Consider the following 22,859-nt stretch of genomic DNA (forward strand, 5'->3'; position numbering starts at 1 on the left):
CATGACTTCGAACCGAACCCCGTCCGCGCTGGTGCTGCCGGAGCAGCGCGTCGTCGCCGTCGACGACCTGTCGGTCATGTTTCGCCGCGAAAACGCGACGTTCGAGGCGGTGCGCAACGTGTCGTTTCACGTCGATCGCGGCGAGACCCTCGCGATCGTCGGCGAGTCGGGGTCCGGCAAGTCGGTCACGTCGCTCGCGCTGATGCGGCTCGTCGAGCATGGCGGCGGCGAGATCACGAGCGGCCGGATCGCGTTGCGGCGTCGCGGCGGCGCGCTCGTCGATCTCGCGCAGGCGAGCGCGGCGACGATGCGCGGGATTCGCGGCGCGGACATCGCGATGATCTTCCAGGAGCCGATGACGTCGCTGAACCCGGTGTTTACGGTCGGCGACCAGATCAGCGAGGCGATCGCGCTGCACCAGTCGAAAAGCACGGCCGACGCGCGCGCGGAAGCGTTGCGGCTGCTCGATCTCGTTCGCATTCCCGAGGCGCGCCGCGTGTTCGCGCGGTATCCGCACCAGTTGTCCGGCGGGATGCGGCAGCGCGTGATGATCGCGATGGCGCTGTCGTGCCGGCCCGCGCTCCTGATCGCCGACGAACCGACGACCGCGCTCGACGTGACGATCCAGGCGCAGATCCTGCAACTGATCCGCGGGCTGCAGGACGAAATGAACATGGGCGTGATCTTCATCACGCACGACATGGGCGTGGTCGCCGAAGTGGCCGATCGCGTGCTCGTAATGTATCGCGGCGAGAAGGTCGAGGAGGGCGCATCCGAGCGCATTTTCGCGACGCCCGCGCATCGCTACACGCGTGCGCTGCTCGCGGCCGTGCCGCGCCTCGGCTCGATGCAGGGCACCGATCATCCCGAAAAATTTCCGCTGCTGAAGGTGGACGGCGCAAGCGCGGCCGCACCGGCGCCCGCGGCGAGCGATGCGGGCAACGCGGCCGCGGCGCCCGCCGCCGGGCAGCCGCACGTCGATCCGGCCGCGCCGCCGATCCTGCGCGTGCGGGATCTCGTCACGCGGTTTCCGGTGAAGAGCGGCATGTTCGGCCGCGTGTCGCAATACGTGCACGCGGTCGAGCGCGTGAGCTTCGAGCTGCGCGCGGGCGAGACGCTCGCGCTCGTCGGCGAATCCGGCTGCGGCAAGTCGACCACCGGCCGCTCGCTGCTGCGCCTCGTCGAATCGCAGAGCGGTTCGATCGAATTCGACGGCCGCGACATCAGCGCGATGAAGGGCCATGACCTGCAGGCACTGCGCCGCAACATCCAGTTCATCTTCCAGGATCCGTTCGCGTCGCTGAACCCGCGCCTCACGGTCGGTTTCTCGATCATGGAGCCGTTGCTCGTGCATGGCGTCGCGAGCGGCCGCGAAGCCCAGGCGCGCGTCGACTGGCTGCTCGACAAGGTCGGCCTGCCGCCGGAGGCCGCGCGCCGCTACCCGCACGAATTCTCGGGCGGCCAGCGTCAGCGCATCGCCATCGCACGCGCGCTCGCGCTGAATCCGAAGGTCGTGATCGCCGACGAGTCGGTGTCCGCGCTCGACGTATCCGTGCAGGCGCAGATCGTGAACCTGATGCTCGACCTGCAGCGCGAGCTGGGCGTCGCGTATCTGTTCATCTCGCACGACATGGCCGTCGTCGAGCGCATCAGCCATCGGGTCGCGGTGATGTATCTGGGGCAGATCGTCGAGATCGGCCCGCGCCGCGCGGTGTTCGAGGCACCGCGGCATCCGTACACGAAGAAGCTGATGAGCGCGGTGCCGGTGGCCGACCCCGCGCGCCGGCATGCGCCGCGCCAGCTCGCGGCGGACGAGATTCCGAGCCCGATACGCGCGGTCGGCGACGAGCCGCTCGTCGCGCCGCTCGTCGCGGTCGGCCCCGATCATTACGTCGCGACGCATCGCGTCGGCGGCGCGTATTGATGCACGGCGAGGCGCACATGGACCGAAGCTGCGCACGTGCCAGGCAACGGCGTCATTTTCCCGAGCGGATGCAGTCACGCCGCGATTTCCACCACGCGTTACCGAATCATCCACAGGAGCCAGACAACATGAACAAGCCGCATTCGTTCCCGATGTTCCGTCCGCGCGCGTTGTTCGCCGCGGGGGCAGGCGCGCTCGCGCTGACGGTCGCCGTGCCCGCGTTCGCGCAACAGAACGTCGTGGTCGCCGTGTACTCGACGTTCACGACGATGGACCCGTACGACGCGAACGACACTGTGTCGCAAGCCGTCGTCAAGTCGTTCTACGAAGGGCTGTTCGGTTTCGACAAGGACATGAAGCTCGTCAACGTGCTCGCGACGAGCTACCAGGCGTCGCCCGATGCGAAGGTCTACACGGTCAAGCTGCGCCCGGGCGTGAAGTTCCACGACGGCACCGACTTCAACGCCGACGCGGTGAAGGCGAACTTCGACCGCGTGACCGATCCGGCGAACAAGCTGAAGCGTTACGGGCTGTTTCGCGTGATCGAGAAAACCGAGGTGGTCGATCCGATGACGGTGCGCTTCACGTTGCGCGAGCCGTTCTCCGCGTTCATCAACACGCTTGCGCACCCGTCGGCGGTGATGATCTCGCCGGCCGCGCTGAAGAAGTGGGGGCGCGACGTGTCGCTGCATCCGGTCGGCACGGGCCCGTTCGAGTTCGTCGAATGGAAGCAGACCGACGACATGAAGGTGAAGAAGTTCGCCGGCTACTGGAAGAAGGGCTACCCGAAGGTCGATTCGATCGACTGGAAGCCGGTGGTCGACAACAACACGCGCGCCGCGCTGCTCAAGACGGGCGAGGCCGATTTCGCGTTCACGATCCCGTTCGAGCAGGCAGCCGACCTGAAGAGCAACCCGAAGGTCGAGCTGATCGAGCGCCCGTCGATCATCCAGCGCTACATCTCGCTGAACACGCAGAAGAAGCCGTTCGACAACCCGAAGGTGCGTGAAGCGCTGAATTACGCGGTCAACAAGGAAGCGCTCGCGAAGGTCGTGTTCGCCGGCTACGCAACGCCGCAAACCGGTGTCGCGCCGGTGGGCGTCGAATACGCGACCAAGCTCGGGCCCTGGCCGTACGATCCGGCGAAGGCGCGCGCGCTGCTGAAGGAGGCCGGTTATCCGAACGGGTTCGAGTCGACGCTCTGGTCCGCGTACAACCATTCGACGGCGCAGAAGCTGATCCAGTTCGTCCAGCAGCAGCTCGCGCAGGTCGGCGTGAAGGTGCAGGTGCAGGCACTCGAGGCCGGCGAGCGGGTCGCGAAGGTCGAGAGCGCGCAGGATCCGGCGACGGCACCGGTGCGGATGTACTACAGCGGCTGGTCGGCCTCGACGGGCGAGGCGAACTGGGCGCTGTCGCCGCTGCTCGCGTCGACGTCGGCGCCGCCGAAGCTCTACAACACCGCGTACTACAAGAACGGTGCCGTCGACGACGATCTCGCGAAGGCGCTCGAGACGACCGACCAGGCGAAGAAGGCCGCCTTGTATGCCGATGCGCAGAAGCAGGTGTGGGCCGACGCGCCGTGGATCTTCCTGGTGCAGGAGAAGATCGTCTATGCGCGCAGCAAGCGCCTGCACGGCATGTACGTGATGCCGGACGGTTCGTTCAACTTCGACGAAATCTCGGTGAAATGACGGCGATTCGCCCGCTGTGCGGCGCCGGCGGCGCAAGCTGCCGGCGCGCTGATTCGATCGGTGCCCCATGCTGAATTTTCTCGTCAAGCGCCTGTTCGGGCTGCTGCCCACGCTCGCGATCGTCGCGGTGCTGGTATTTTTGTTCGTGCACCTGCTGCCGGGAGACCCCGCGCGGCTCGCGGCCGGGCCCGAAGCCGACGACGCGACGGTCGCGCTCGTGCGCGCCGATCTTGGCCTCGACCGGCCGTTGCCGGCGCAGTTCGCGAACTTCTTCGTGAAGATCGCGCACGGCGATTTCGGCACGTCGACGCGCAGCAAGCGGCCGGTGTCGACCGAGATCGGCGAGCGCTTCATGCCGACGCTGCTGCTGACGCTCGTCAGCATGGTCTGGGCAACGCTGTTCGGGATGGCGATCGGCATCGCGTCGGCCGTATGGCGCAACCGCTGGCCCGATCGCGTCGGGATGACGATCGCGGTGTCGGGCATTTCGTTTCCCGCGTTCGCGCTCGGCATGCTGCTGATGGAGATCTTCTCGGTGAAGCTCGGCTGGCTGCCCGTCGTGCCCGACGGCACGTGGAAGAGCTACGTGCTGCCGTCGCTGACGCTCGGTGCGGCGGTCGCGGCCGTGATGGCGCGCTTCACGCGCGCGTCGTTCGTCGAGGTGCTCAACGAGGACTACGTGCGCACCGCGCGCGCGAAGGGCGTGCACGAGCCGATGGTCGTGCTCAAGCATTGCCTGCGCAACGCGATGATCCCGGTCGTCACGATGATGGGCCTGCAGTTCGGTTTCCTGCTCGGCGGCTCGATCGTCGTCGAGGCCGTGTTCAACTGGCCGGGGCTCGGACGCTTGCTGGTCGACGCGGTGACGATGCGCGACTACCCGGTGATCCAGGCGATCGTGCTGCTGTTCTCGCTCGAATTCATCCTGATCAACCTGACCGTCGACGTGCTGTACGCGGTCATCAACCCGACCATCCGGTTCAAGTGAGAGTGAGGCGAGCATGAACGCGACTGTCCAGCCCGCGGCGTCGGCCGCATCGAGCGCGATCCGCACGCCGTGGCGCGAATTCTGGCGCAAGTTCCGCAAGCAAACCGTCGCGCTGGTCGCGGGCGGTTTCGTGCTGGCGCTCGTCGTGCTCGCATTCGTCGGCCCGCACATCGTGCCGTTCGATCCGGAGAACTATTTCGACTACGACGCGCTGAACGCGGGGCCGTCGGCCGTGCACTGGTTCGGCGTCGACTCGCTCGGCCGCGACATCTTCAGCCGGATCGTCACCGGCACGCGCATCTCGCTCGCCGCCGGTTTCTTCTCCGTCGCGCTCGGCGCGCTCGTCGGCACATTCTTCGGACTGCTTGCCGGCTACTACGAGGGCTGGTGGGACCGCATCACGATGCGCGTGGCCGACGTGCTGTTCGCATTCCCGGGGATCCTGCTCGCGATCGGCGTGGTCGCGATCCTCGGCAACGGGATGGTCAACGTGATCTGCGCGGTCGCGATCTTCAGCATTCCGGCGTTCGCGCGGCTCGTGCGCGGCAACACGCTGATGCTCAAGCACATGACCTACGTGGAAGCCGCGCGCAGCATCGGCGCGTCGGACTGGACGATCATCATGCGGCACATCCTGCCCGGCACCGTGTCGTCGGTCGTCGTCTACTTCACGATGCGGATCGGCACGTCGATCATCACGGCCGCGAGCCTGTCGTTCCTCGGGCTCGGCGCGCAGCCGCCGACCCCGGAGTGGGGCGCGATGCTCAACGAGGCGCGCGCGGACATGGTGACCGCGCCGCACGTCGCGATCTTCCCGAGCCTCGCGATCTTCCTGACGGTGCTCGCGTTCAACCTGCTCGGCGACGGGCTGCGCGACGCGCTCGACCCGAAGCTGGAGCGGCGCTGATGCGCGCGGTTCCGATGTGGGGCACGACGCTGCCGGCCGGCCCGCGCGGCACGATCGCCGACGTGCCGGGCGTGAGCGTCGGCCATGCGACGCTCGATGCCGGCGACGTGCAGACGGGCGTCACCGTCGTCAAGCCGCATCCGGGCGACCTTTACCGCAGCAAGGTGCCGGCCGGCGCGGCCATCATCAACGGCTTCGGCAAGAGCGTCGGACTCGTGCAGGTCGACGAGCTCGGCATGCTCGACACGCCGATCGCGCTGACCAACACGTTCGGCGTCGGCGCGGTTGCGCACGCGCAGATCCGCGCGGCGATCGCGACCAATCCGCAGGTGGGCCGCGACTGGCCGACCGTCAACCCGCTCGTGTTCGAATGCAACGACGGCTATCTGAACGATATCCAGGCGTTCGCGGTGACGGCAGCGCATTACGACGAAGCCTGCAATACCGCGGCGCGAGACTTCGCACGCGGCGCGGTGGGTGCCGGGCGCGGGATGTCGTGTTTCGACCTGAAAGGCGGGATCGGCTCGGCCTCGCGCGTGGCCGTCGCGGCCGGCAGGCCGTACACGGTCGGCGCGCTGGTGCTCGCGAACTTCGGCCGACTGCCGATGCTGACGCTCGGCGGCGTGCCGCTCGGGCGCATCGTCACGCAGCGGCGTGCCGACGCGCACGCGCAGGCGATGCCCGAGCAGGGCTCGATCATCCTGCTGCTGGCGACCGATGCGCCGCTCGACGCGCGGCAATTGTCGCGGCTCGCGCGCCGCGCGGGCGCGGGGCTCGCCCGCACCGGTTCGGTCTACGGGCACGGCAGCGGCGACATCGCACTCGCGTTTTCCACCGCGTACACGATCGCGCACGACGCATCGACCGTCGCGCTGCCGGCGCTCGTGGCCGATGCGGCGCTCGATCCGTTGTTCATGGCCGCGGCCGAAAGCGTCGAGCACGCGATCGCCGACGCGCTACTGCAGGCCGTGACCGTGACCGGGCGCGACGGCCACGTACGGCAATCGCTGCGCGACGCGGTGCCCGATTTCGATCGGTTATTCAACGAAGACAACGCAGGACATCCGATCCATTCATGAAGATCCTGATCTCCACCGATATCGAGGGTGTCGCCGGTGTGTTCGCCGTCGAGCAGACGCGTGCCGGTAACCCGGAATACGAACGCGCGCGCCGCTGGATGACCGCCGAGGCGAACGCGGCGATCGAAGGCGCATTCGCCGGCGGCGCGCAGGCCGTCTGGGTCAACGATTCACATGGCGGCTTCCGCAATCTGCTGCCCGACGGGCTCGATGCGCGTGCGCGCGTCGTGCTCGGCAAGCCGCGCACGCTGGGGATGATGGCGGGCCTCGAACAGCAGCCCGACCTCGTGTTCATGATCGGCTTTCACGCGAAATCGCAGACCCGCGGCGTGCTTGCGCACACCATCAACAACTTCGCGTTCACGCAGGTGTGGCTGAACGGCGTCGAGCTCGGCGAAGCCGGGCTGTACGGCGCGCTGGCGCGCGAATACGGCGCGCACGTCGCGCTGGCGTCGGGCGACGACGTGTTCGCCGAGGAAACCCGGCCGCTGTTTCCGGACGCGCGTTTCGAGACGGTCAAGACGGCCGGCGGCGCATCGAGCGGCGACACGCTCACGCCGGCAGCCTCCTGCGCGCGCATCGCGACCGCCGCACGCGAAACGGTCGCGCACGCGCTGTCGGCCGGCTGGCGCGCCGGTGCGCATCGGCCCGCGCCGGCCACTTGCACGCTGCGCGTGCAGACGGCCGCGCTCGCCGATCTGTTCTGCGTGCTGCCGTCGCTGGAGCGGGTCGATGCGGTGACGCTGCGCTTCGACGGACCGTCGGTGGAGTATGTGGTGCGCACGCTGAACAGCCTGTCGGCCATGTCGTTCATGCTGCGGTGATGCGTGCCGACCCGGATCGCGGCCCGCGATGTCGCCGTTGAAATCCGTGTCGATATGCGCTTCGCGAGATGAAACGTATTGGAGATTTCCGCTTCGATGAAGTCGCTATCCGGCCGATTCGGCAGATTCGGCCGTCGGGTCGTGCGGCCGTCCGGTCGCGCAGCATGGAGCGGGTCGTGGAGCGATCGAAGATGACCCGCCTTCGATATCGTGCATTCATGATGGAATTCGGGCCTTGAGAAATACGCTGCTGGATCCCTACGAACATATTCCGCGGAGCGTCGTGGCGATGGCCACCGACTATGCGGCGGGCACGACGGTTCCCGCGCATGCGCACGGGCGCGGGCAGTTCGCGATCGCGTCGCGCGGCACGATCAGCGTGTCGACGCCGCACGGCCGCTGGCTGGTGCCGCCGCAGCGCGCGTGCTGGGTGCCGGCCGGCGTGCTGCACGAAATGACGACGACCGGGCCAGTCACGATGCTCAACGCATTCGTGTCCGAAGACACGGCGCGGGCCGCCGGACTGCCGGACCAGTGCGGCGTATACGGCGTATCGCCGCTTTTGCGACAACTGATCGACGAGGCGATCGACCTGCCGGCGATGTACGACGTCGACGGCCGGGCAGGCAAGCTGATGGCGCTGCTGATCGCGGAAATCGCGACGATGCCGAGGCTGTCGCTGCACGCGCCGCTGCCCACCGATGCGCGCCTCGCGAAGATCTGCCGGCATCTGTTCGCGTCGCCGTCGATCGCGGCCGATCTCGACCGGGTGGCGACCGATGCGGGCGTGAGCCGCCGCACGTTTACGCGGCTGTTCCGTGCGCAGACCGGCGTGAGTTTCGCCGCGTGGCGTCAGCGGGTCTGCATGCTGGCGGCGATTGCACGGCTGAGCGACGGTCAGCCGGTGACGCGTGTCGCGCTCGATCTCGGATATGCGAGCGCGAGCGCATTCACGTCGGCGTTTCGCCGCATTCTCGGGGAAACGCCGAGCCGGTACCTGGAAGCGCGCCGCTAGTCGGAACCGACATGGCGGCGGACGCGGTGCGATGTGCCGATCGCGGACGAAAAAAACGCGCCTGCCAGATTTCGGTCAGACGCGCTTAAAGGCACTCGGTCAGAAAAAATGCGCGACAGCCAGCGGGGCAGTGTCTGCGCATCGAGTCGTGGAATTGTTGCTTGTTCCGATTCAATATCGTCGGTTGGGTGAGGATAGCAAAGCATACGCCGCATAACGCGCGAACGATATCACGCCGCCCCGACCATTCATGTGCACGCGCAGCATGCGTTTCAATCGCAGGTTCGATTTCGGGGTCCGAAGCAGCCAGCGACGGGCGTCGGCGATTCGGAACGGACGTGTTGCGGTACGGCATCGAATGTTGGCACGCGAAAACGAAAACCGCCGCGCGACGCGATGCCTGTCGGTATCGCGCCACGCGGCGGTTCGGTGCGAGCAGCCGGCCGGCGCCGGCCCGCGCGTCACACGTCGAAGAACACGGTCTCGTCCGGCCCCTGCATGCGGATGTCGAAGCGGTACACGACGGGCCGGCCCGGTTGGGCGTCGCGTTTCGCGACGAGCGTCGCGCGGCGTTCGGCCGGCACCAGGTTCAGCACCGGGTCGGCTGCATTCGCGGCCGCTTCGTCGTCGAAATACACGCGCGTGAACGCGTGGGTCAGGATCCCGCGCATCATCACGGTCACGTTGATGTGCGGCGCTTCGTCGGCGGCGATGCGGCCCGGCTTCACCGTCGGTACGACGAAGCGGTGCTGTGCATCGGTGCCCGTGCCGACGCGCGCAAAGCCCGTGAAGCCGGATTTCGCGATGTCGTCACGCGAGGCGGGAAAGCGGCCCGCCGCGTCCACCTGCGTGAATTCGAGCACCGCGTCGCTGACGACGTTGCCATCGCCGTCGAACACCTGCCCGACCAGCAGCACGTGCTCGCCTTCGGCCTCCGGCGTGGCGATCGTCGGCGTGAACAGGCTCTTCAGATCGTAGTCGTATTGCTGCGGGCACAGGCCGTAAGCGAAGTACGGGCCGACCGTTTGCGAAGGGGTTTGCTTCAGCGTCGTCATGGTTCAGCGCTCCATCGGGGTAGCGTCGCGGCCGCGCAGCACGATGTCGAATTCGTAGCCGAGCGCATAGCCTTCTTCGGTGATGTCCATCGAGAAGCGCGAGATCAGGCGATCGCGCGCCGCTTCCGGCGTGCCCTGGAAGATCGGGTCGTACGCGAGCAGCGGGTCGCCGGGGAAGTACATCTGCGTGACGAGGCGTGAGCCGAAGTAGTCGCCGAACAGCGAGAAGTGGATATGGTTCGGGCGCCACGCGTTCGGATGGTTGCCCCACGGATAGGCGCCGGGCTTGATCGTCAGGAAGCGGTAGCGGCCTTCGGCGTCGGTCAGGCAGCGGCCCGCGCCGAGGAAGTTCGGGTCGAGCGGCGCGTCGTGCTGGTCGACCTTGTGCACGTAGCGGCCGGCCGCATTCGCCTGCCAAACCTCGACGAGCGTGTTGCGCACGGGCTTGCCGCCTTCGTCGAGCACGCGGCCGGTGACGACGATGCGCTCGCCGAGCGGCTCGCCGTTCTTCACGGCGTTCTTCGTCAGGTCGTGGTCGAGCGCGCCGAGATCCTCGGTGCCGTAGACGGGTGCGAACTGGTCGCGCAGCTTTTCCTTCAACGGGATCATCGGGCGCGTCGGGCCGCGCTTCACCGACGAACGGTACTCGGGGTGGACATACGCGGGATGCGACGGCCAGTCGCGCGGCGTGAGGATCGTGGGGGAATCCATCGGGCGTCTCCTGATAGGTATTTCGCGAAGTGGATGACGAGACTTTAACCAAGCCGGAAAGTTATGAAAAATGACCTTTTTTCGCGAATTGCATAACTGTTCGTTATGTTGAGGTGCCGATGAACAGCTACCGGACCGGCGCGCCCGTCCGGCGGAGAAGCGATCGGGCTTTGCGTCGTCGCTGGCGGCTTCGTCCACGGCTTTGCCGGTCGCGAAACGAATCCGGCAGCCGACTGACTTCGGCGCGCTGCGACGTCGTGCGTAAGCCCGCAGCGACGCTTGGGACTTTCCGAAAAGTTATGCAAAATGGCATTTCATTGCCTCTCGCATAACCGCTCGTCATGAATAACCGTATCGCCGACGGCCGCGTCAAATTCCGGCACCTCCAGTGTTTTCTCGCGGTCGCGCAACTGGGCGGTGTGCAGAAGGCGGCCGAAAGCCTGTCGATCACGCAGCCGGCCGTGTCGAAGACGATCGCCGAACTGGAGTCGATCCTCGGCGTGAAGTTGTTCGAGCGGGGACGGCATGGCGCGCAGCCAACCCGCGAAGCGCAACTGTTCATCCCGCATGCGAACGCGTGCGTGCTGGCATTGCGGCAGGGCGTCGGCCTGCTTGCGCGCGAGGGCGGCGCGGCCGCGGCGACGCTCGAAATCGGCATGCTGCCGACCGTTGCGGCATCGCTCGCTCCTGCGTTGATGAAGGCGCTGACCGCGCGCTGGCCGCGCATCGTCGTGCGGATCGCGACGGCCGCGAATGCCGAGCTGCTGGAGCGCCTGAAGGCCGGAGCGATCGAGTGCGCGATCGGTCGCCTGTCGGAGCCGGAGCGGATGATCGGGCTCGCATTCGAGCAGTTGTACAACGAACCGCTCGTCGCGGTCGTGCGGGCCGGCCATCCGCTGCTGACGAGCGCCGCGCCCGCTGCCGAACTCGCGCGCTACCCGGTCGTGCTGCCGCCGTTCGGCACGCTGATCCGCCAGTCGGCCGAGCAACTGCTTGGCGCGTGCGGCGCGCCGCCGCTGGATTCGTTCATCGAGGTGCTGTCGGTGTCGGTCGCGCGCGCGCTTGCGCTCGAGAACGACGCCGTATGGTTCGTGCCGCTCTATGCGGCCGAATACGACCTGTCTGCCGGCGCGCTCGCGCGGCTGCCGCTGCCGTCCGCGGGCACCGACGAGCCGGTCGGCCTCGTGCTGCGCACCGATGCGCAACCGTCACCGGTCGCGCGGACGCTGATCGACGCCGTGCGCGACATCGCGCAGGCGCGGTTCGGCGATGCGCACGACCGTCGCGCCCCGCGCGGTGCGCGCAAGCCGCCGGGCCGCGCGCGCTGACACGTCGCGTAGAACATGGGCGGGAGGCGCCCTGGCCCGCCGTTCCTTCACCGCCATTCGTTGGCCGTTCGGTCAGTAGCGGGTCTCGTCATGCTTGGCATATCGTATCGTTTTTGGTACGCTCGATGACACGACGATGGCGAGACAGCAGATTCAGATCACGCTCGGTGTACGGTTTTTCCGCACCGCGCGTGGTAACGAGCCGGTGCGCGAATGGCTCAACGCGCTCGGGCAGATCGAGCGCAGGTTGATCGGCGAGGAGATCAAGACCGTTCAACTCGGCTGGCCGCTCGGCATGCCGCTGGTCCGGAAGATGTCGGCGGATCTTTGGGAAATCCGCGTGATGATGCCGCGGCGGAGCGCGCGCGTGCTGTTCACGATCGTCGGCGACACGATGGTGCTGCTGCATGCGTTCTTCAAGCAGTCGCAGGCCACGCCGTCCGACGATCTCGACGTGAGCGTCGCGCGGTTGAAAGCGCTGAAGCGCGCCATCTGAATTCCCCCGGCTGCGCCGTCACATGCGATCGGCGAGGTGCCGGCCGGCAACGCGATGCACTGGAGTACCCATGACGACCACGAACAACCCGCATATCGGCAGCGACTTCGACACTTTCCTCGACGAGGAAGGGCACCTCGAAGCGGCCACCGCCACCGCGATCAAGCGCGTGATCGCGTGGCAGATCGGGCAGGAAATGAAAGCGCAGCACATCACGAAAACCGCGATGGCCGCGCGGATGAAGACGAGCCGCGCCGCGCTCAACCGGCTGCTCGACGAAACCGATACGAGCCTCACGCTCGCGACGCTCGCGAGCGCCGCCACCGCGCTCGGCAAGCGGCTCAGCTTCGAGCTCGTGCCGGCCTGACGTGCGCGGCGAAACGGTGCGCGGCGGGCCCGCGCATCGCGGCGAACGGCGCACGCGCGTCCGCACACGGGTGCCGGCGCGCGATCATGTGCGCTGCCCGGTCATCCGCAAATACAGCAGTGCGCCGCCCGCGAGCAGCAGCGGGCACAGGAAATACCATCCGGTCGTCAGGAACAGGCCGGCGACGGCGACCAGCGAAATCCACGCGCAGCGATACGCGATGCCGCCACGCGGCAGCAGTTTCAGCGCGGCCGCCGCGCCGAGCCCGTACACCATCACGAAGCATCCAGACGTGACGAGCACGAGCGGCTTCGGCCCGACGTCCGAGAGCGTCGTCGCGGCCAGCGCGACGGCCGCCAGCATCGCGATCACGCCGAGACTGCGGCGGGGCACCCCGCCTACCTGACTACCTTGCGCAAGCCATGCCGGCAGTGCGCCGTCGCGGCCGAGTGCCGCGCCGAGCTTGGCCGCGCCCGCGAAATACGCATTCATCGTGCCGAGCGTGAGCAGCAATGCCGCTGCGGCCGCCAGGACCTGCGCATGACCGCCGATGCCGCCCGCGATCAGTTCCGCCAGCGGCGCGCCGGACGCGCCGGCCGATGGCCCGAGCACCATCACGCTCGCGGCCGCGACCGACAGATACAGGAAGCCGACGACCACGACGGCGATGCCGGCCGAGCGCGGCATGTCGTGCGCGGGCCGGCGGAATTCCGCCGCGAGATGCGTGATCGCTTCCCAGCCCGCGAAACTCCACACGAGCAGTGCGGCAGCCTGGCCGACCGCGAGCCACCCGTGTGGCGCGAACGGATGCAGGTTCGTCGTGCGCGCATGTGGCGCGGACGCGAGCACGGCGGCCAGCAACAGCGCGACGAGCAACGCCGACAGCACGAGCTGCATGCGGCCCGACACCGTGACGCCGAACGCATTCGCGGCCGATACAGTCGCGATCAGCGCGGCAGCCGTGACGATGACCGTCGTGTGCCCGCCGCCCGTGACGGCCGCCACGTACGCGCCGCCGAACATCGCGGCGGCCGGCGCGCCGGCCGGCACGGCGAAATAGAAACACCAGCCGACGATCGCCGCGGCCTTCGGTCCGAATGCGCGTCGCGCATAGGTCGATACGCCGCCCGCATCGGGATAGCGCGCGCCGAGCGCGGCGAAGGTGGCCGCGAGCGGCCCCGACAGCACGACGAGCGCGGCCCATGCAAGCAGCGACGCAGGCCCGGCGACCTCTGCGGCGAGCGCCGGCAACGCAATGACGCCGGTGCCGAGCACCGCGCCGATATACAACGCGGCACCCTGGAAAATCGTCAGCGAGCCGCCGTGATGAGCGGCGGGCGAATCGGCATGCGAGGACATGACGGGCAGTCTCCGGAAGGCTTGTTCTGGGCGCGCTCGGCCGCGCCGGGCCGAGCGGTAAATCGCTCGATGCTACCCGAACGGGCGGGGCGATGCGACGCGGCGTTCAGTAGTCCGCGCCGCGCCGTGTGTCAGCCGATGTCAGTAGCGGCGTGCGAGGCGCAGCCGCGCGTCTTCGCGTGCGGCGGGCGACAAGTCGGGCACGTAGTGGAACGTGCCCGATACGAGCGACGCGACCGGCACGCCGTCGCGGAACAGCACGCGATTGCCGGCCAGCGCGGGCACCTTGTCGCCGGGCAACAACGTGCCGGCGAGGTTCAGCGGATCGGCGCCCGTCACGCACACGTACTGGCCGTCGGCAGGTTGGCGACGCAGTTCGCGCAGGATCGGGATCGCTTCCGGCAGCGCGAATTGCTCGCCCGCGAGCCCCGCGACGAAGCGCCCACCGCGGATCTCGCCGCGCGCTTCGAGACGTTGCAGCACGCGCACGAGTTCGCGCCAGCTGGGCAGCCAGTCGGCCTCGCGTTCGAGCAGCCGCCAGAACACCACGCCATAGCGGCGCAGCAGCGTCCAGGCGATATGTTCGAGTGCGTCGGGATCGGTCGCGGCGAAGCCGCGCTTCGGCACGGATGCCGCGTCCGCCACCGACGCGCGTTGCACGAGCGCCCAACGGCCGGCGTCGTCCATCCCGCCGATCAGCGCGCCGCCGCGCCGCGTGCGCGGCGCATACGTCGCGCTGCGCTTGACCGCGGGCTTCAACAGTGCGCGCAGCCCGGCGAAGCTGTCCGCGTTCACGAGGCCGGCCGACACGAGTTCACCGAGCGCCTGTTCGAGCTCGACGGGCAGCATGTGCAACTCGTCGAGCAGTGCGTCGAAGAACATCGCACCATGCGCGGCGAGCGCGTCACGCACCTGCGTTGCGCGCGCGGACAGCGCCGGTTGTGCGTCCGGGTCGCGCAGCGCCTGCCATGCACCGAGGTGGCGGCGCGGCAGCAGCACGACCGGCGTCGTTTTCACCGGCGTGCCGGCCGCGCGGGCCGGGGCGCCGATGCGGGTCCAAACGAGCTTGCCCGAGCGGCACAGCTCGTCGAGGCCGCCCGCCGTGTAGTCGGTCAGGCGCGCGGGCAGCAGCGCGTCCTCCCATGCGCTCGCCGCGGCTTCGTAGCCTTCGAGCTGCTCGACGACGGCGGCAAGCGCGTCGCGGCCCGTGCCGCGCGTGTCGGGTGTCAGGTGCTGCCAGTGGAACAGGAAGCGCATGAAATCGGCGCGCTCGACCGGTTCGATCTCGCGCCGCAGCCGCTTGACCGTGTAGCGATGAATGCGCGCGAGCAGATGGCGTTCGCACCATTCGTCCGCCGTCGCGCCCGGTGTGAAGCGGCCGCGCATCACGTAGCCCTCGCGTTCCAGTGCCGCGAGCGCGGTCGAGATCGTCGCGGCCGGCAGGCCGAGCGGCTTCGCGATCGCGTCGAGCGTCAACGGACCGAAGCCGGTAAGCCGCGCGCGGATCACGTCGACGAGCGCGGCGTCCGCTTCCCATGGCTGCGCGCAGGCGGCGGGCACTTTCAGCGCGGGTGCGACCCGTGCATCGGGGTGCAGTGCCCGCATGCACACCAGCCGTTCGACCGGCACCCACAGCGCGGCGCCGCCCGGCGTGACGAGTTTCGTCGCGCGGCGGCGTTCGGCCAGTTCCGCGAGCCGCTCGGGCCAGCCTTCGTGCGTATGTGCTTCGCTGTCGGCGACGCAGGCGAGCGTGAGCAGTGCATCGTGCATTTCGTCGGCATCGCGCACGAGCGGCCACGCTTCGTCGCGCACCGCGTCGATCGCGTCGGCGTCGAGTGCACCGAGATCGTCGGCCGATTCGGGATCGCTCCAGCGGCGCGACTGCACGGCCTGCGTGCGGCGCTCCTCGAGCGGCGCATCGTCGAGGAATGCATAAGGTTTCGCGTTCAGTATCTCGGCCGCAAGCGGCGACGGCGCGGGCAGGTCGCGCGCGATCAGCTCGATCGCGCCGCTTTCGATCCGGCGCAGCAGCGCAAGCCAGCCTTCGGTATCCATCGCATCGTGCAGGCAATCGTCGAGCGTCTGGTCGACGAGCGGATGATGCGGGATCTCGCGTTCGCCGACGACGTTCTCGAGGCACGCGACCTGATCCGGGAACACGGTCGCGAGCAGATCCTCGCTCTTCATCCGCTGCAGTTGCGGCGCGGTGCGCCGGCCGCCGGTGAAGCGCGGCAGCGCGAGCGCGGTCGTCGCGTTCCAGCGCCAGCGCACGCCGAACATCGGCGCGTCGAGCAGTGCCTGGATCAGCACATGCTCGGCGCTGGCCGAGCGCAGGTAGCGCCACACTTCGTCGAGTGCGAAGCTGTGCGCGAGCGACAGCGACAGAACGATCGAGTCGTCGGTCGCCGCGGCCTGCAGCTCGAAGTTGAAACTGCGGCAGAAGCGCTTGCGCAACGCGAGCCCCCACGCGCGGTTGATGCGGCTGCCGAACGGCGAATGGATCACCAGCTGCGTGCCGCCCGATTCGTCGAAGAAGCGCTCCATCACGAGCGTGTCCTGCGTCGGCAGCGCGCCGAGCGCCGCGCGCGTGCGCGCGAGGTATTCGGCGATCTGGCGGGCCGCATCGGGCGACAGATGGAGATCGTCGACGAGCCAGCGCAGCGCCGGCGCGAGGCGGCTTTCCGCCGGGCCGAGCGCGGTGCCGACGGCATCGTTGCGCGAATCGGTGGCGGCGCGAGCTTGCGCCGTTTGCCTGGCGTTGCCGCGCGTGCCTGTGTTGCCGGCCGCGTCGCCGCTCGCATGCATGCGCCCAGCGGCTTGCGCGTGCCGATCGCCTTCGGCGAGCAGCGCGTCGAGCCGCGCGCGCAGCCGGCCGACCGCCGCCGACAATTCGTCGCTGCGCCCGGGCGCCTCGCCGAGCCAGAACGGAATGCTCGGCGACTGGCCTTGCGCGTCCTCGACACGCACGCGGCCCGTTTCCACGCGAATGATCCGGTACGACTGGTTGCCGAGCTGGAACACGTCGCCCGCGAGGCTCTCGATCGCGAAATCCTCGTTGACGGTGCCGACCTGGATGCCCTGCGGTTCGAGCAACACCGCGTAGTCGGCCATGTCGGGAATCGTGCCGCCGGACGTCGTCGCGGTCATCATCGCATTGCGGCGCCCGCGCACCGTGCCGCCGACCACGTCGCGATGCAGATACGCGCCACGCACGCCGCGACGGCTCGTGAAGCCTTCGGCGAGCATTTTCATCACGTCGTCGAAGCGTTCGCGCGACAGCCTCGCGTACGGCGCCGCGCGCGTGAAGCTCGCGTACAGCGCGTCCTCGTGCCATTGCGCGCACGCGACTTCGGCGACGATCTGCTGCGCGAGCACGTCGAGCGGCGCTTCGGGAATTCGCAATGCGTCGAGTTCGCCGCGTTGCACGCAATCGAGCAGCGCGGCGCATTCGACCAGCTCGTCGCGCGACAGCGGGAACAGGCGGCCCTTCGGCACGCCGCCCACATGGTGCCCCGAGCGGCCGACGCGCTGCAGGAACGGCGCGATGCCGCGCGGCGAGCCGACCTGGCATACGAGATCGACGTCGCCGATATCGATGCCGAGTTCGAGCGACGCGGTCGCGACCAGCAACTTCAGATCGCCGCGCTTGAGCCGCTGTTCGGCCTCGAAGCGATGCTCCTTCGCGAGACTGCCGTGGTGCGCGGCGATCGCGTCCTTGCCGAGACGGTCGGCGAGATGGCGCGCCATGCGTTCGGCGGTGCGCCGCGTGTTCACGAACACCAGCGTCGTGCGATGCGCGGCGGCGAGCGCGGCGATCCGGTCGTACACCTGTTCCCATACGTCGGTCGCCATCACCGGCTCGAGCGGCACGTTCGGCAGTTCGAGCGCGAGGTCGCGTTCGCGCGTGTGGCCGGTGTCGACGATCGTGCAGTCGCGCGGCGCATCGGCCGGCCCGCCGACCAGGAAGCGCGCGACCGCGTCGATCGGTTTCTGCGTGGCCGACAACCCGATGCGCGGCAGTGCGCGACCCGTCAACGCGTCGAGGCGTTCCAGCGACAGCGCGAGGTGGCTGCCGCGCTTGGACGACGCAAGCGCGTGAATCTCGTCGACGATCACCGAGCGCACGTTCGACAGCATCTGCCGCCCCGACATGGAAGACAGCAGCACGTACAGCGACTCGGGCGTCGTCACGAGGATGTGCGGCGCGCGCTTGCGCAGCGCCGCGCGCTCGGCCTGCGTCGTGTCGCCGGTGCGCACGGCGGTGCGGATCGCCGGCACCGGCAGGCCGAGCTGCGCGAGCGACTCGGCGATGCCGGCAAGCGGCGCGTCGAGGTTCACATGGATGTCGTTCGACAGCGCCTTCAGCGGCGACACATAGACGACGAGCGTCGCGTCGGGCAGCGCGCCGCCGTGCGCGAGCGCATCGCGCACGAGATCGTCGAGCGCACACAGAAACCCGGTGAGCGTCTTGCCCGAGCCGGTCGGCGCGGCGACGAGCGTCGACCGCCCGGCCTTGATGTGCGGCCATGCGAGCGCCTGCGCGCCGGTCGGCGCGGCGAACGAGCGGCGGAACCACGCGGCGACGGCCGGGTGGAACACGTCGAGCGCGTTGGCGGGGCGGGTGACTGTGACGTCCATCGGAGCGTTGAATTGGGGTGCGAGCGCGAGGGCGGCGTGCGCGAATCGTCAGTGTGCCAGACGTCGCGTGTGCGTGCCGGACACCGCGCGCGCAGCGTGCGGGTCCGGGATTCAGATGAGGCGCGCTGCCGGCATTTCAACGGGCAGGTGCGCGCAACGGCACCTGTTCGGTCGCGAGCGCCGGATCGGCGAGAGGAGGACGTCGCGTTCGAAGCAGGCCGCGTGGCCGCATGGTTCGATTCCGCCGACGCAACTGCATGCGGCTACACGCGATGGAGCCAGCCGAGCCAGTGTTCGATGAACGGGGCGCGGGCCCACAGCGACTGCGCGAGCCACAGCGTGCCGCCCCATGCGGCGGCCACGATGATCAGGTCGCAATGTCCGCTGTTCCACAGGTTCAGTGAATGGCGCCGCCAGATCCACGGCACGCCGAGCGGATTCGGCCAGTCGGCGAGCAGGTGCATGACGCCGCCGCACGCGAAGCCGAACAGCGGCGCGGCCCACAGCGGATGCGGATGATGCGTGAGCCCGTGCCATCCGAGCGCGAGCAGCGCGATCCAGCCGATGCCCCAGTGCGTGACGGTGCGGTGCGTGATCCACAAGCGGCGCTTGCGGGTCCACCACGCGACTTCGAGCCAGTCGGGCGCGGTGCCGCCCGCGACACCGGCCGCGAACGCGGCGAGCAGGCCCGCGTGCCAGGGGCCGGTTGCGCCGGTTTGCGCGACGAGGACGGCGGCGGCGACGCCGGCCGCGAAGCCGGACGCATGATGCGCATTGTGTGATGCCATAGGAAACGAGAACAAAAAGCGTGAAGCGGCCGCGGACGAGCGCGAACGATCGGGCGCGCAAGCGGGGCGCTATCTTCTCAGATCGGGCCGCGCAGCGGGCGGTTCGATCGCGGATTTTTTGCATGTGCGGGAGCGGCGTGCCGGCGCGTGTCGTGATTTTCCGATTGCGCGATGCATGCCGAGTCCGTCGCGCGCAATTTCGACCGATACCTCGGCTCGCTTTTTGCTCCGCCGTGTGGCCGACCGCACACGATTCGCAGTGGGTCGTAGCGCGCCGCCGGTTTTTTGCCCACGCGTCGTTGCTCACTACGAAAGCGACATATGGCCGCCCGCCCCGCAGCAGCTATAAGCGGATCAGGGCCTCATTCCGGCCCGCAGGAAATCAATGGGGAGACATGCAATGACTGTGCTGAATCGTTTCAAATCATCCGCTGCCGTGCTCGCGACGCTGGCCGGCATCGGCTTCCTGCCGAGTGCGCCGGCCCACGCGAAGGGGCCGCAGCCGGCAGTCCTGACGAGTGCGGCGGTCGCCGTGGCCGACAAGTACAGCGCGGATGCCGCGGAACGGATCTTCAAGGAAGGCGGCAATGCGATCGACGCGGCCGTCGCGATCGCGTTCACGCTCGCCGTCACGTATCCGGAGGCCGGCAACATCGGCGGCGGCGGCTTCATGACGATCTACAAGGACGGCAAGCCGTACTTCCTCGACTACCGCGAGCGCGCGCCGCTTGCCGCGACGAAGGACATGTATCTCGACAAGGACGGCAATGTCGTCAAGGACATGAGCCTGTACGGGCCGCGCGCGGCCGGCGTGCCGGGCACGGTGTCGGGCATGTGGGAAGCGCAGAGGCGCTTCGGCAAGCTGAAGTGGAAGCAGGTGCTCGCCCCGGCGATCCACTATGCGCGCGACGGCTTCGTCGTCGACGAACAGCTCGCGCAGCGCGGCGTTGATGCGTCGAAGGAGTTCGGCGGCAAGACCAACTTCGACAAGTACTTTTCCACGATGAAGGCCGGCACGAACTTCAAGCAGCCCGATCTCGCCGACGTGCTCGCGCGGATCGCGAACGAAGGCGCGAACGGCTTCTACAAGGGCAGGACGGCCCGGTTGATCGCCGCATCGATGAAGACCGGCGACGGCAACGGGCTGATCACGACCGAGGATCTCGCGCAATACCGTGCGGTGTGGCGCCAGCCGGTGCAGGCGAAGTGGAACGGCTATGACGTGATCACCGCGCCGCCGCCGAGCTCGGGCGGCATCGGCCTCGTGCAGTTGCTGAAGATGAAGGCGGACCGCAAGCAGGACTTCGACGGCGTGCAGCTCAACTCGCCGCAGTACATCCATCTGGTCGCGGAGATCGAGAAGCGCGTGTTCGCCGATCGCGCGCAGTATCTCGGCGACCCGGACTTCTACAAGGTGCCGGTCGCGCAGCTGACCGACGATGCGTACATTGCGCGGCGCGCGGCCGAGGTCAACGCGAAGGAGCCTTCGGATACGAAGAGCGTGCAGCCGGGCCTCGGCACGTCGATGCCGGAGAAGGCGGAGACGACGCACTTTTCGGTGGTCGACAAATGGGGCAACGCGGTGTCGAACACTTACACGATCAACGGCTATTTCGGTTCCGGCGTGATCGCCGACGGCACCGGCATCGTGCTGAACGACGAGATGGACGACTTCTCCGCTAAGCCGGGCGTCGCGAACATGTTCGGCGTGGTCGGCAGCGATGCGAATGCAATCGAGCCGAAGAAGCGTCCGCTGTCGTCGATGTCGCCGACGATCATGACGAAGGACGGCAAGGTGTCGCTCGTGATCGGCACGCCGGGCGGCTCGCGGATCTTCACGTCGATCTTCCAGGTGATCAACAACATCTACGACTTCGGGATGCCGCTGAAGGAGGCCGTCGGTGCGATGCGCTTTCACCATCAGCTGCTGCCGCCGAACACGATCTTCTGGGAGCCTTACCACCCGATCGAAGGCGAGCTTGCGAAGCAGATCGAGGCGCGCGGCTATACGCTGAAGGGGCAGGACTTCAGCGGCGACATCCAGGTGATCAAGATCGACGGCACGACGCCGGAGGCGGTGGCCGATCCGCGCGGACGCGGCGTCACGCGGATCATTCCGTGACGGGGAGTGCCGGCTGCGCGACCGCCGACGCGCTCGCGCCGTTGCGTGCCGCCCGACGCCCGGCGTCGGTCGTTCGCCGCGTTGCTTCCGAGGGGGCCAGGCGGTCGACGACGGTTCGCCGTGCCCGGATTCCCGCTTCCGACGCGCGGATCGGCCCCTTTTTCATCAATTTGACGCGAGACGCTGGGATAATGGCGGAGTTTGGTTGCGTCAATTGAAGGAAGGAGGCCCCCATGGGCGATAACGATTCCCGCACCGAGACCGGCAACGTCACCGATACGGCATCGCTCGAGTCGCGCCAGCGCCGTTTCGAGGAAGACCTCGTCGACGCGTACGACGAAGAGCTCGAAATGGAGCTCGACGACCGCCGCTTCGACAACGCCGACGATCTGCTGTTCTCGCCGGAGCGCCGCGAAGCGCGCAAGCAGTATTTCCGCGAGCTGTTCAGGTTGCAGGGCGAGCTCGTGAAGCTGCAGGACTGGGTCGTGAGCACGGGGCACCGGCTGGTCGTGATCTTCGAGGGGCGCGACGCGGCAGGCAAGGGCGGCGCGATCAAGCGCATCACGCAGCGGCTGAACCCGCGCGTGTGCCGCGTGGCCGCGCTGCCGGCACCGAGCAACCGTGAACGCACGCAATGGTATTTCCAGCGCTATGTCGCGCATCTGCCGGCCGGCGGCGAAATCGTGCTGTTCGATCGCAGCTGGTACAACCGCGCGGGTGTCGAGCGCGTGATGAACTTCTGCACCGACGACGAATATGAGGAATTTTTCCGTTCGGTGCCCGAGTTCGAGAAAATGCTCGTGCGAAGCGGGATCCAGATCGTCAAGTACTGGTTCTCGATCACCGACCACGAGCAGGAGCTGCGTTTCCAGAGCCGGATCGAGGATCCGCTGAAGCAGTGGAAGCTGAGCCCGATGGACCTCGAGAGCCGCCGCCGCTGGGAAGCGTATACGGTCGCGAAGGAGGAAATGATGCAGCGCACGCATATTCCCGAGGCGCCGTGGTGGGTCGTGCAGGCGGTCGACAAGAAGCGCGCGCGCCTGAACTGCATCCACCACCTGCTGACCCAGGTGCCGTATCACGAGGTGCCGCGGCCTACCGTCGACCTGCCGCAGCGCGAGCATCACGAGGACTACATTCGCCGCCCGACGCCGGACAGCATGATCGTTCCTGAAATCTATTGAGCGGTTCGGCGCGGCTCGACGGATGACGCAGGCGCGCCGTGCAACGCGGCGCGCGTCATTCCCGGATCAGGAACGCCGCGCGGTCGCGTCCGGCGATCCAGACCGGCTCACGCCCGCGCCCGCTCCAGGTGGCGCCCGTTGCCGGATCGCGATATTTCGCGCCGACGGTGAACAGCTTCGCGCGATCGCTGTAACCCTGGCCGAAGACTTCCCGCGCTGTCAGCGCATAGCTCGTCACGAGCTGGCGTACCTGCACCAGTGCCGCCTGACGTTCGTTGCGGCGCGCCGCCTGGATGCGTCGATCGAGTTGCGCGAGCTGGGCTTGCAGTTTCTGCAGTTGCATGCGTCCGATATCCCCGTAGCTGAATTTTGATTGTGGGCGA

The 22,859-nt window shown here is 68.1% G+C and carries 18 protein-coding genes; 12 read left to right on the forward strand and 6 right to left on the reverse strand.

Annotated features, from left to right (window positions below):
• Position 1 precedes the first annotated feature (1 nt).
• The 7 genes from WS51_RS04150 to WS51_RS04180 all read left to right on the forward strand — a co-directional run bounded on the left by WS51_RS04150 (position 2) and on the right by WS51_RS04180 (position 8,428).
• Positions 2-1,924, forward strand: coding sequence for a dipeptide ABC transporter ATP-binding protein (locus tag WS51_RS04150; protein WP_069228643.1), 1,923 nt, complete (start codon positions 2-4; stop codon positions 1,922-1,924).
• A gap of 128 nt (positions 1,925-2,052) precedes the next feature.
• Positions 2,053-3,615 carry a glutathione ABC transporter substrate-binding protein GsiB gene (gsiB, locus tag WS51_RS04155; RefSeq protein ID WP_059450561.1) on the forward strand — a complete coding sequence of 521 codons (1,563 nt, stop codon included), beginning with the start codon at positions 2,053-2,055 and terminating at the stop codon, positions 3,613-3,615.
• Positions 3,616-3,682: 67 nt separating this feature from the next.
• Positions 3,683-4,603, forward strand: a complete 921-nt coding sequence (gene gsiC, locus WS51_RS04160; protein WP_059450560.1) for a glutathione ABC transporter permease GsiC — start codon at positions 3,683-3,685, stop codon at positions 4,601-4,603.
• Positions 4,604-4,616: 13 nt separating this feature from the next.
• Positions 4,617-5,510, forward strand: coding sequence for a glutathione ABC transporter permease GsiD (gene gsiD / locus WS51_RS04165; RefSeq protein WP_059450559.1), 894 nt, complete (start codon positions 4,617-4,619; stop codon positions 5,508-5,510).
• A complete protein-coding gene (locus WS51_RS04170) occupies positions 5,510-6,589 on the forward strand; it encodes a DmpA family aminopeptidase (RefSeq protein WP_069228644.1) in 1,080 nt (359 codons plus the stop codon). Before gsiD ends, WS51_RS04170 begins: the two co-directional genes overlap by 1 nt.
• Positions 6,586-7,413 (forward strand): M55 family metallopeptidase, encoded by an 828-nt coding sequence (locus tag WS51_RS04175; protein ID WP_069228645.1) that lies wholly within the window; start codon positions 6,586-6,588, stop codon positions 7,411-7,413. Before WS51_RS04170 ends, WS51_RS04175 begins: the two co-directional genes overlap by 4 nt.
• Before the next feature lie 235 nt (positions 7,414-7,648).
• Positions 7,649-8,428 carry an AraC family transcriptional regulator gene (locus WS51_RS04180; RefSeq protein ID WP_069228646.1) on the forward strand — a complete coding sequence of 260 codons (780 nt, stop codon included), beginning with the start codon at positions 7,649-7,651 and terminating at the stop codon, positions 8,426-8,428.
• A 461-nt stretch (positions 8,429-8,889) separates the two neighbouring features.
• On the opposite strand, the gene pcaG is transcribed toward WS51_RS04180, so the two are convergent.
• Positions 8,890-9,483 (reverse strand): protocatechuate 3,4-dioxygenase subunit alpha, encoded by a 594-nt coding sequence (gene pcaG, locus WS51_RS04185; RefSeq protein ID WP_059450555.1) that lies wholly within the window; start codon positions 9,481-9,483, stop codon positions 8,890-8,892.
• Between the two features lie 3 nt (positions 9,484-9,486).
• Positions 9,487-10,194: a protocatechuate 3,4-dioxygenase subunit beta gene (gene pcaH / locus WS51_RS04190; RefSeq protein ID WP_059450554.1), complete on the reverse strand. Its 708-nt coding sequence runs from the start codon at positions 10,192-10,194 to the stop codon at positions 9,487-9,489.
• A gap of 341 nt (positions 10,195-10,535) precedes the next feature.
• Here pcaH and pcaQ point away from each other — a divergent pair, with 341 nt between their 5' ends.
• The 3 genes from pcaQ (at position 10,536) to WS51_RS04205 (ending at position 12,385) form a co-directional block, all read left to right on the forward strand.
• Positions 10,536-11,522, forward strand: coding sequence for a pca operon transcription factor PcaQ (gene pcaQ, locus WS51_RS04195; protein ID WP_059507276.1), 987 nt, complete (start codon positions 10,536-10,538; stop codon positions 11,520-11,522).
• 136 nt (positions 11,523-11,658) lie between these two features.
• Complete coding sequence (locus tag WS51_RS04200; RefSeq protein WP_069229114.1) at positions 11,659-12,018, forward strand: type II toxin-antitoxin system RelE/ParE family toxin; 360 nt, start codon at positions 11,659-11,661, stop codon at positions 12,016-12,018.
• Positions 12,019-12,088: 70 nt separating this feature from the next.
• Entirely contained in the window at positions 12,089-12,385 is a 297-nt protein-coding gene (locus WS51_RS04205; protein ID WP_059450551.1) for an XRE family transcriptional regulator, read from the forward strand.
• A gap of 84 nt (positions 12,386-12,469) precedes the next feature.
• Here WS51_RS04205 and WS51_RS04210 read toward each other — a convergent pair whose 3' ends face one another.
• From WS51_RS04210 to WS51_RS04220, 3 genes are all read right to left on the reverse strand, one after another.
• Entirely contained in the window at positions 12,470-13,744 is a 1,275-nt protein-coding gene (locus WS51_RS04210) for an APC family permease (protein ID WP_059450550.1), read from the reverse strand.
• 141 nt (positions 13,745-13,885) lie between these two features.
• Positions 13,886-18,382 (reverse strand): Lhr family helicase, encoded by a 4,497-nt coding sequence (locus WS51_RS04215; RefSeq protein WP_069228647.1) that lies wholly within the window; start codon positions 18,380-18,382, stop codon positions 13,886-13,888.
• A gap of 263 nt (positions 18,383-18,645) precedes the next feature.
• A complete protein-coding gene (locus WS51_RS04220) occupies positions 18,646-19,170 on the reverse strand; it encodes a metal-dependent hydrolase (RefSeq protein ID WP_059450548.1) in 525 nt (174 codons plus the stop codon).
• Positions 19,171-19,570: 400 nt separating this feature from the next.
• Here WS51_RS04220 and ggt point away from each other — a divergent pair, with 400 nt between their 5' ends.
• Both ggt and ppk2 read left to right on the forward strand, forming a co-directional pair.
• Entirely contained in the window at positions 19,571-21,292 is a 1,722-nt protein-coding gene (gene ggt, locus WS51_RS04225) for a gamma-glutamyltransferase (RefSeq protein ID WP_060272285.1), read from the forward strand.
• Positions 21,293-21,525: 233 nt separating this feature from the next.
• Entirely contained in the window at positions 21,526-22,476 is a 951-nt protein-coding gene (ppk2, locus tag WS51_RS04230; protein ID WP_059450546.1) for a polyphosphate kinase 2, read from the forward strand.
• A 55-nt stretch (positions 22,477-22,531) separates the two neighbouring features.
• Here the strand turns inward: ppk2 and WS51_RS04235 are convergent, their stop codons facing one another.
• On the reverse strand, positions 22,532-22,819 hold the full coding sequence (locus WS51_RS04235; protein WP_059450545.1) for an H-NS histone family protein: 288 nt from the start codon (positions 22,817-22,819) through the stop codon (positions 22,532-22,534).
• Positions 22,820-22,859 lie beyond the last annotated feature (40 nt).

It is taken from the genome of Burkholderia territorii, assembly GCF_001718335.1.
In the GTDB taxonomy this organism is placed as follows: Bacteria; Pseudomonadota; Gammaproteobacteria; order Burkholderiales; family Burkholderiaceae; genus Burkholderia; species Burkholderia territorii.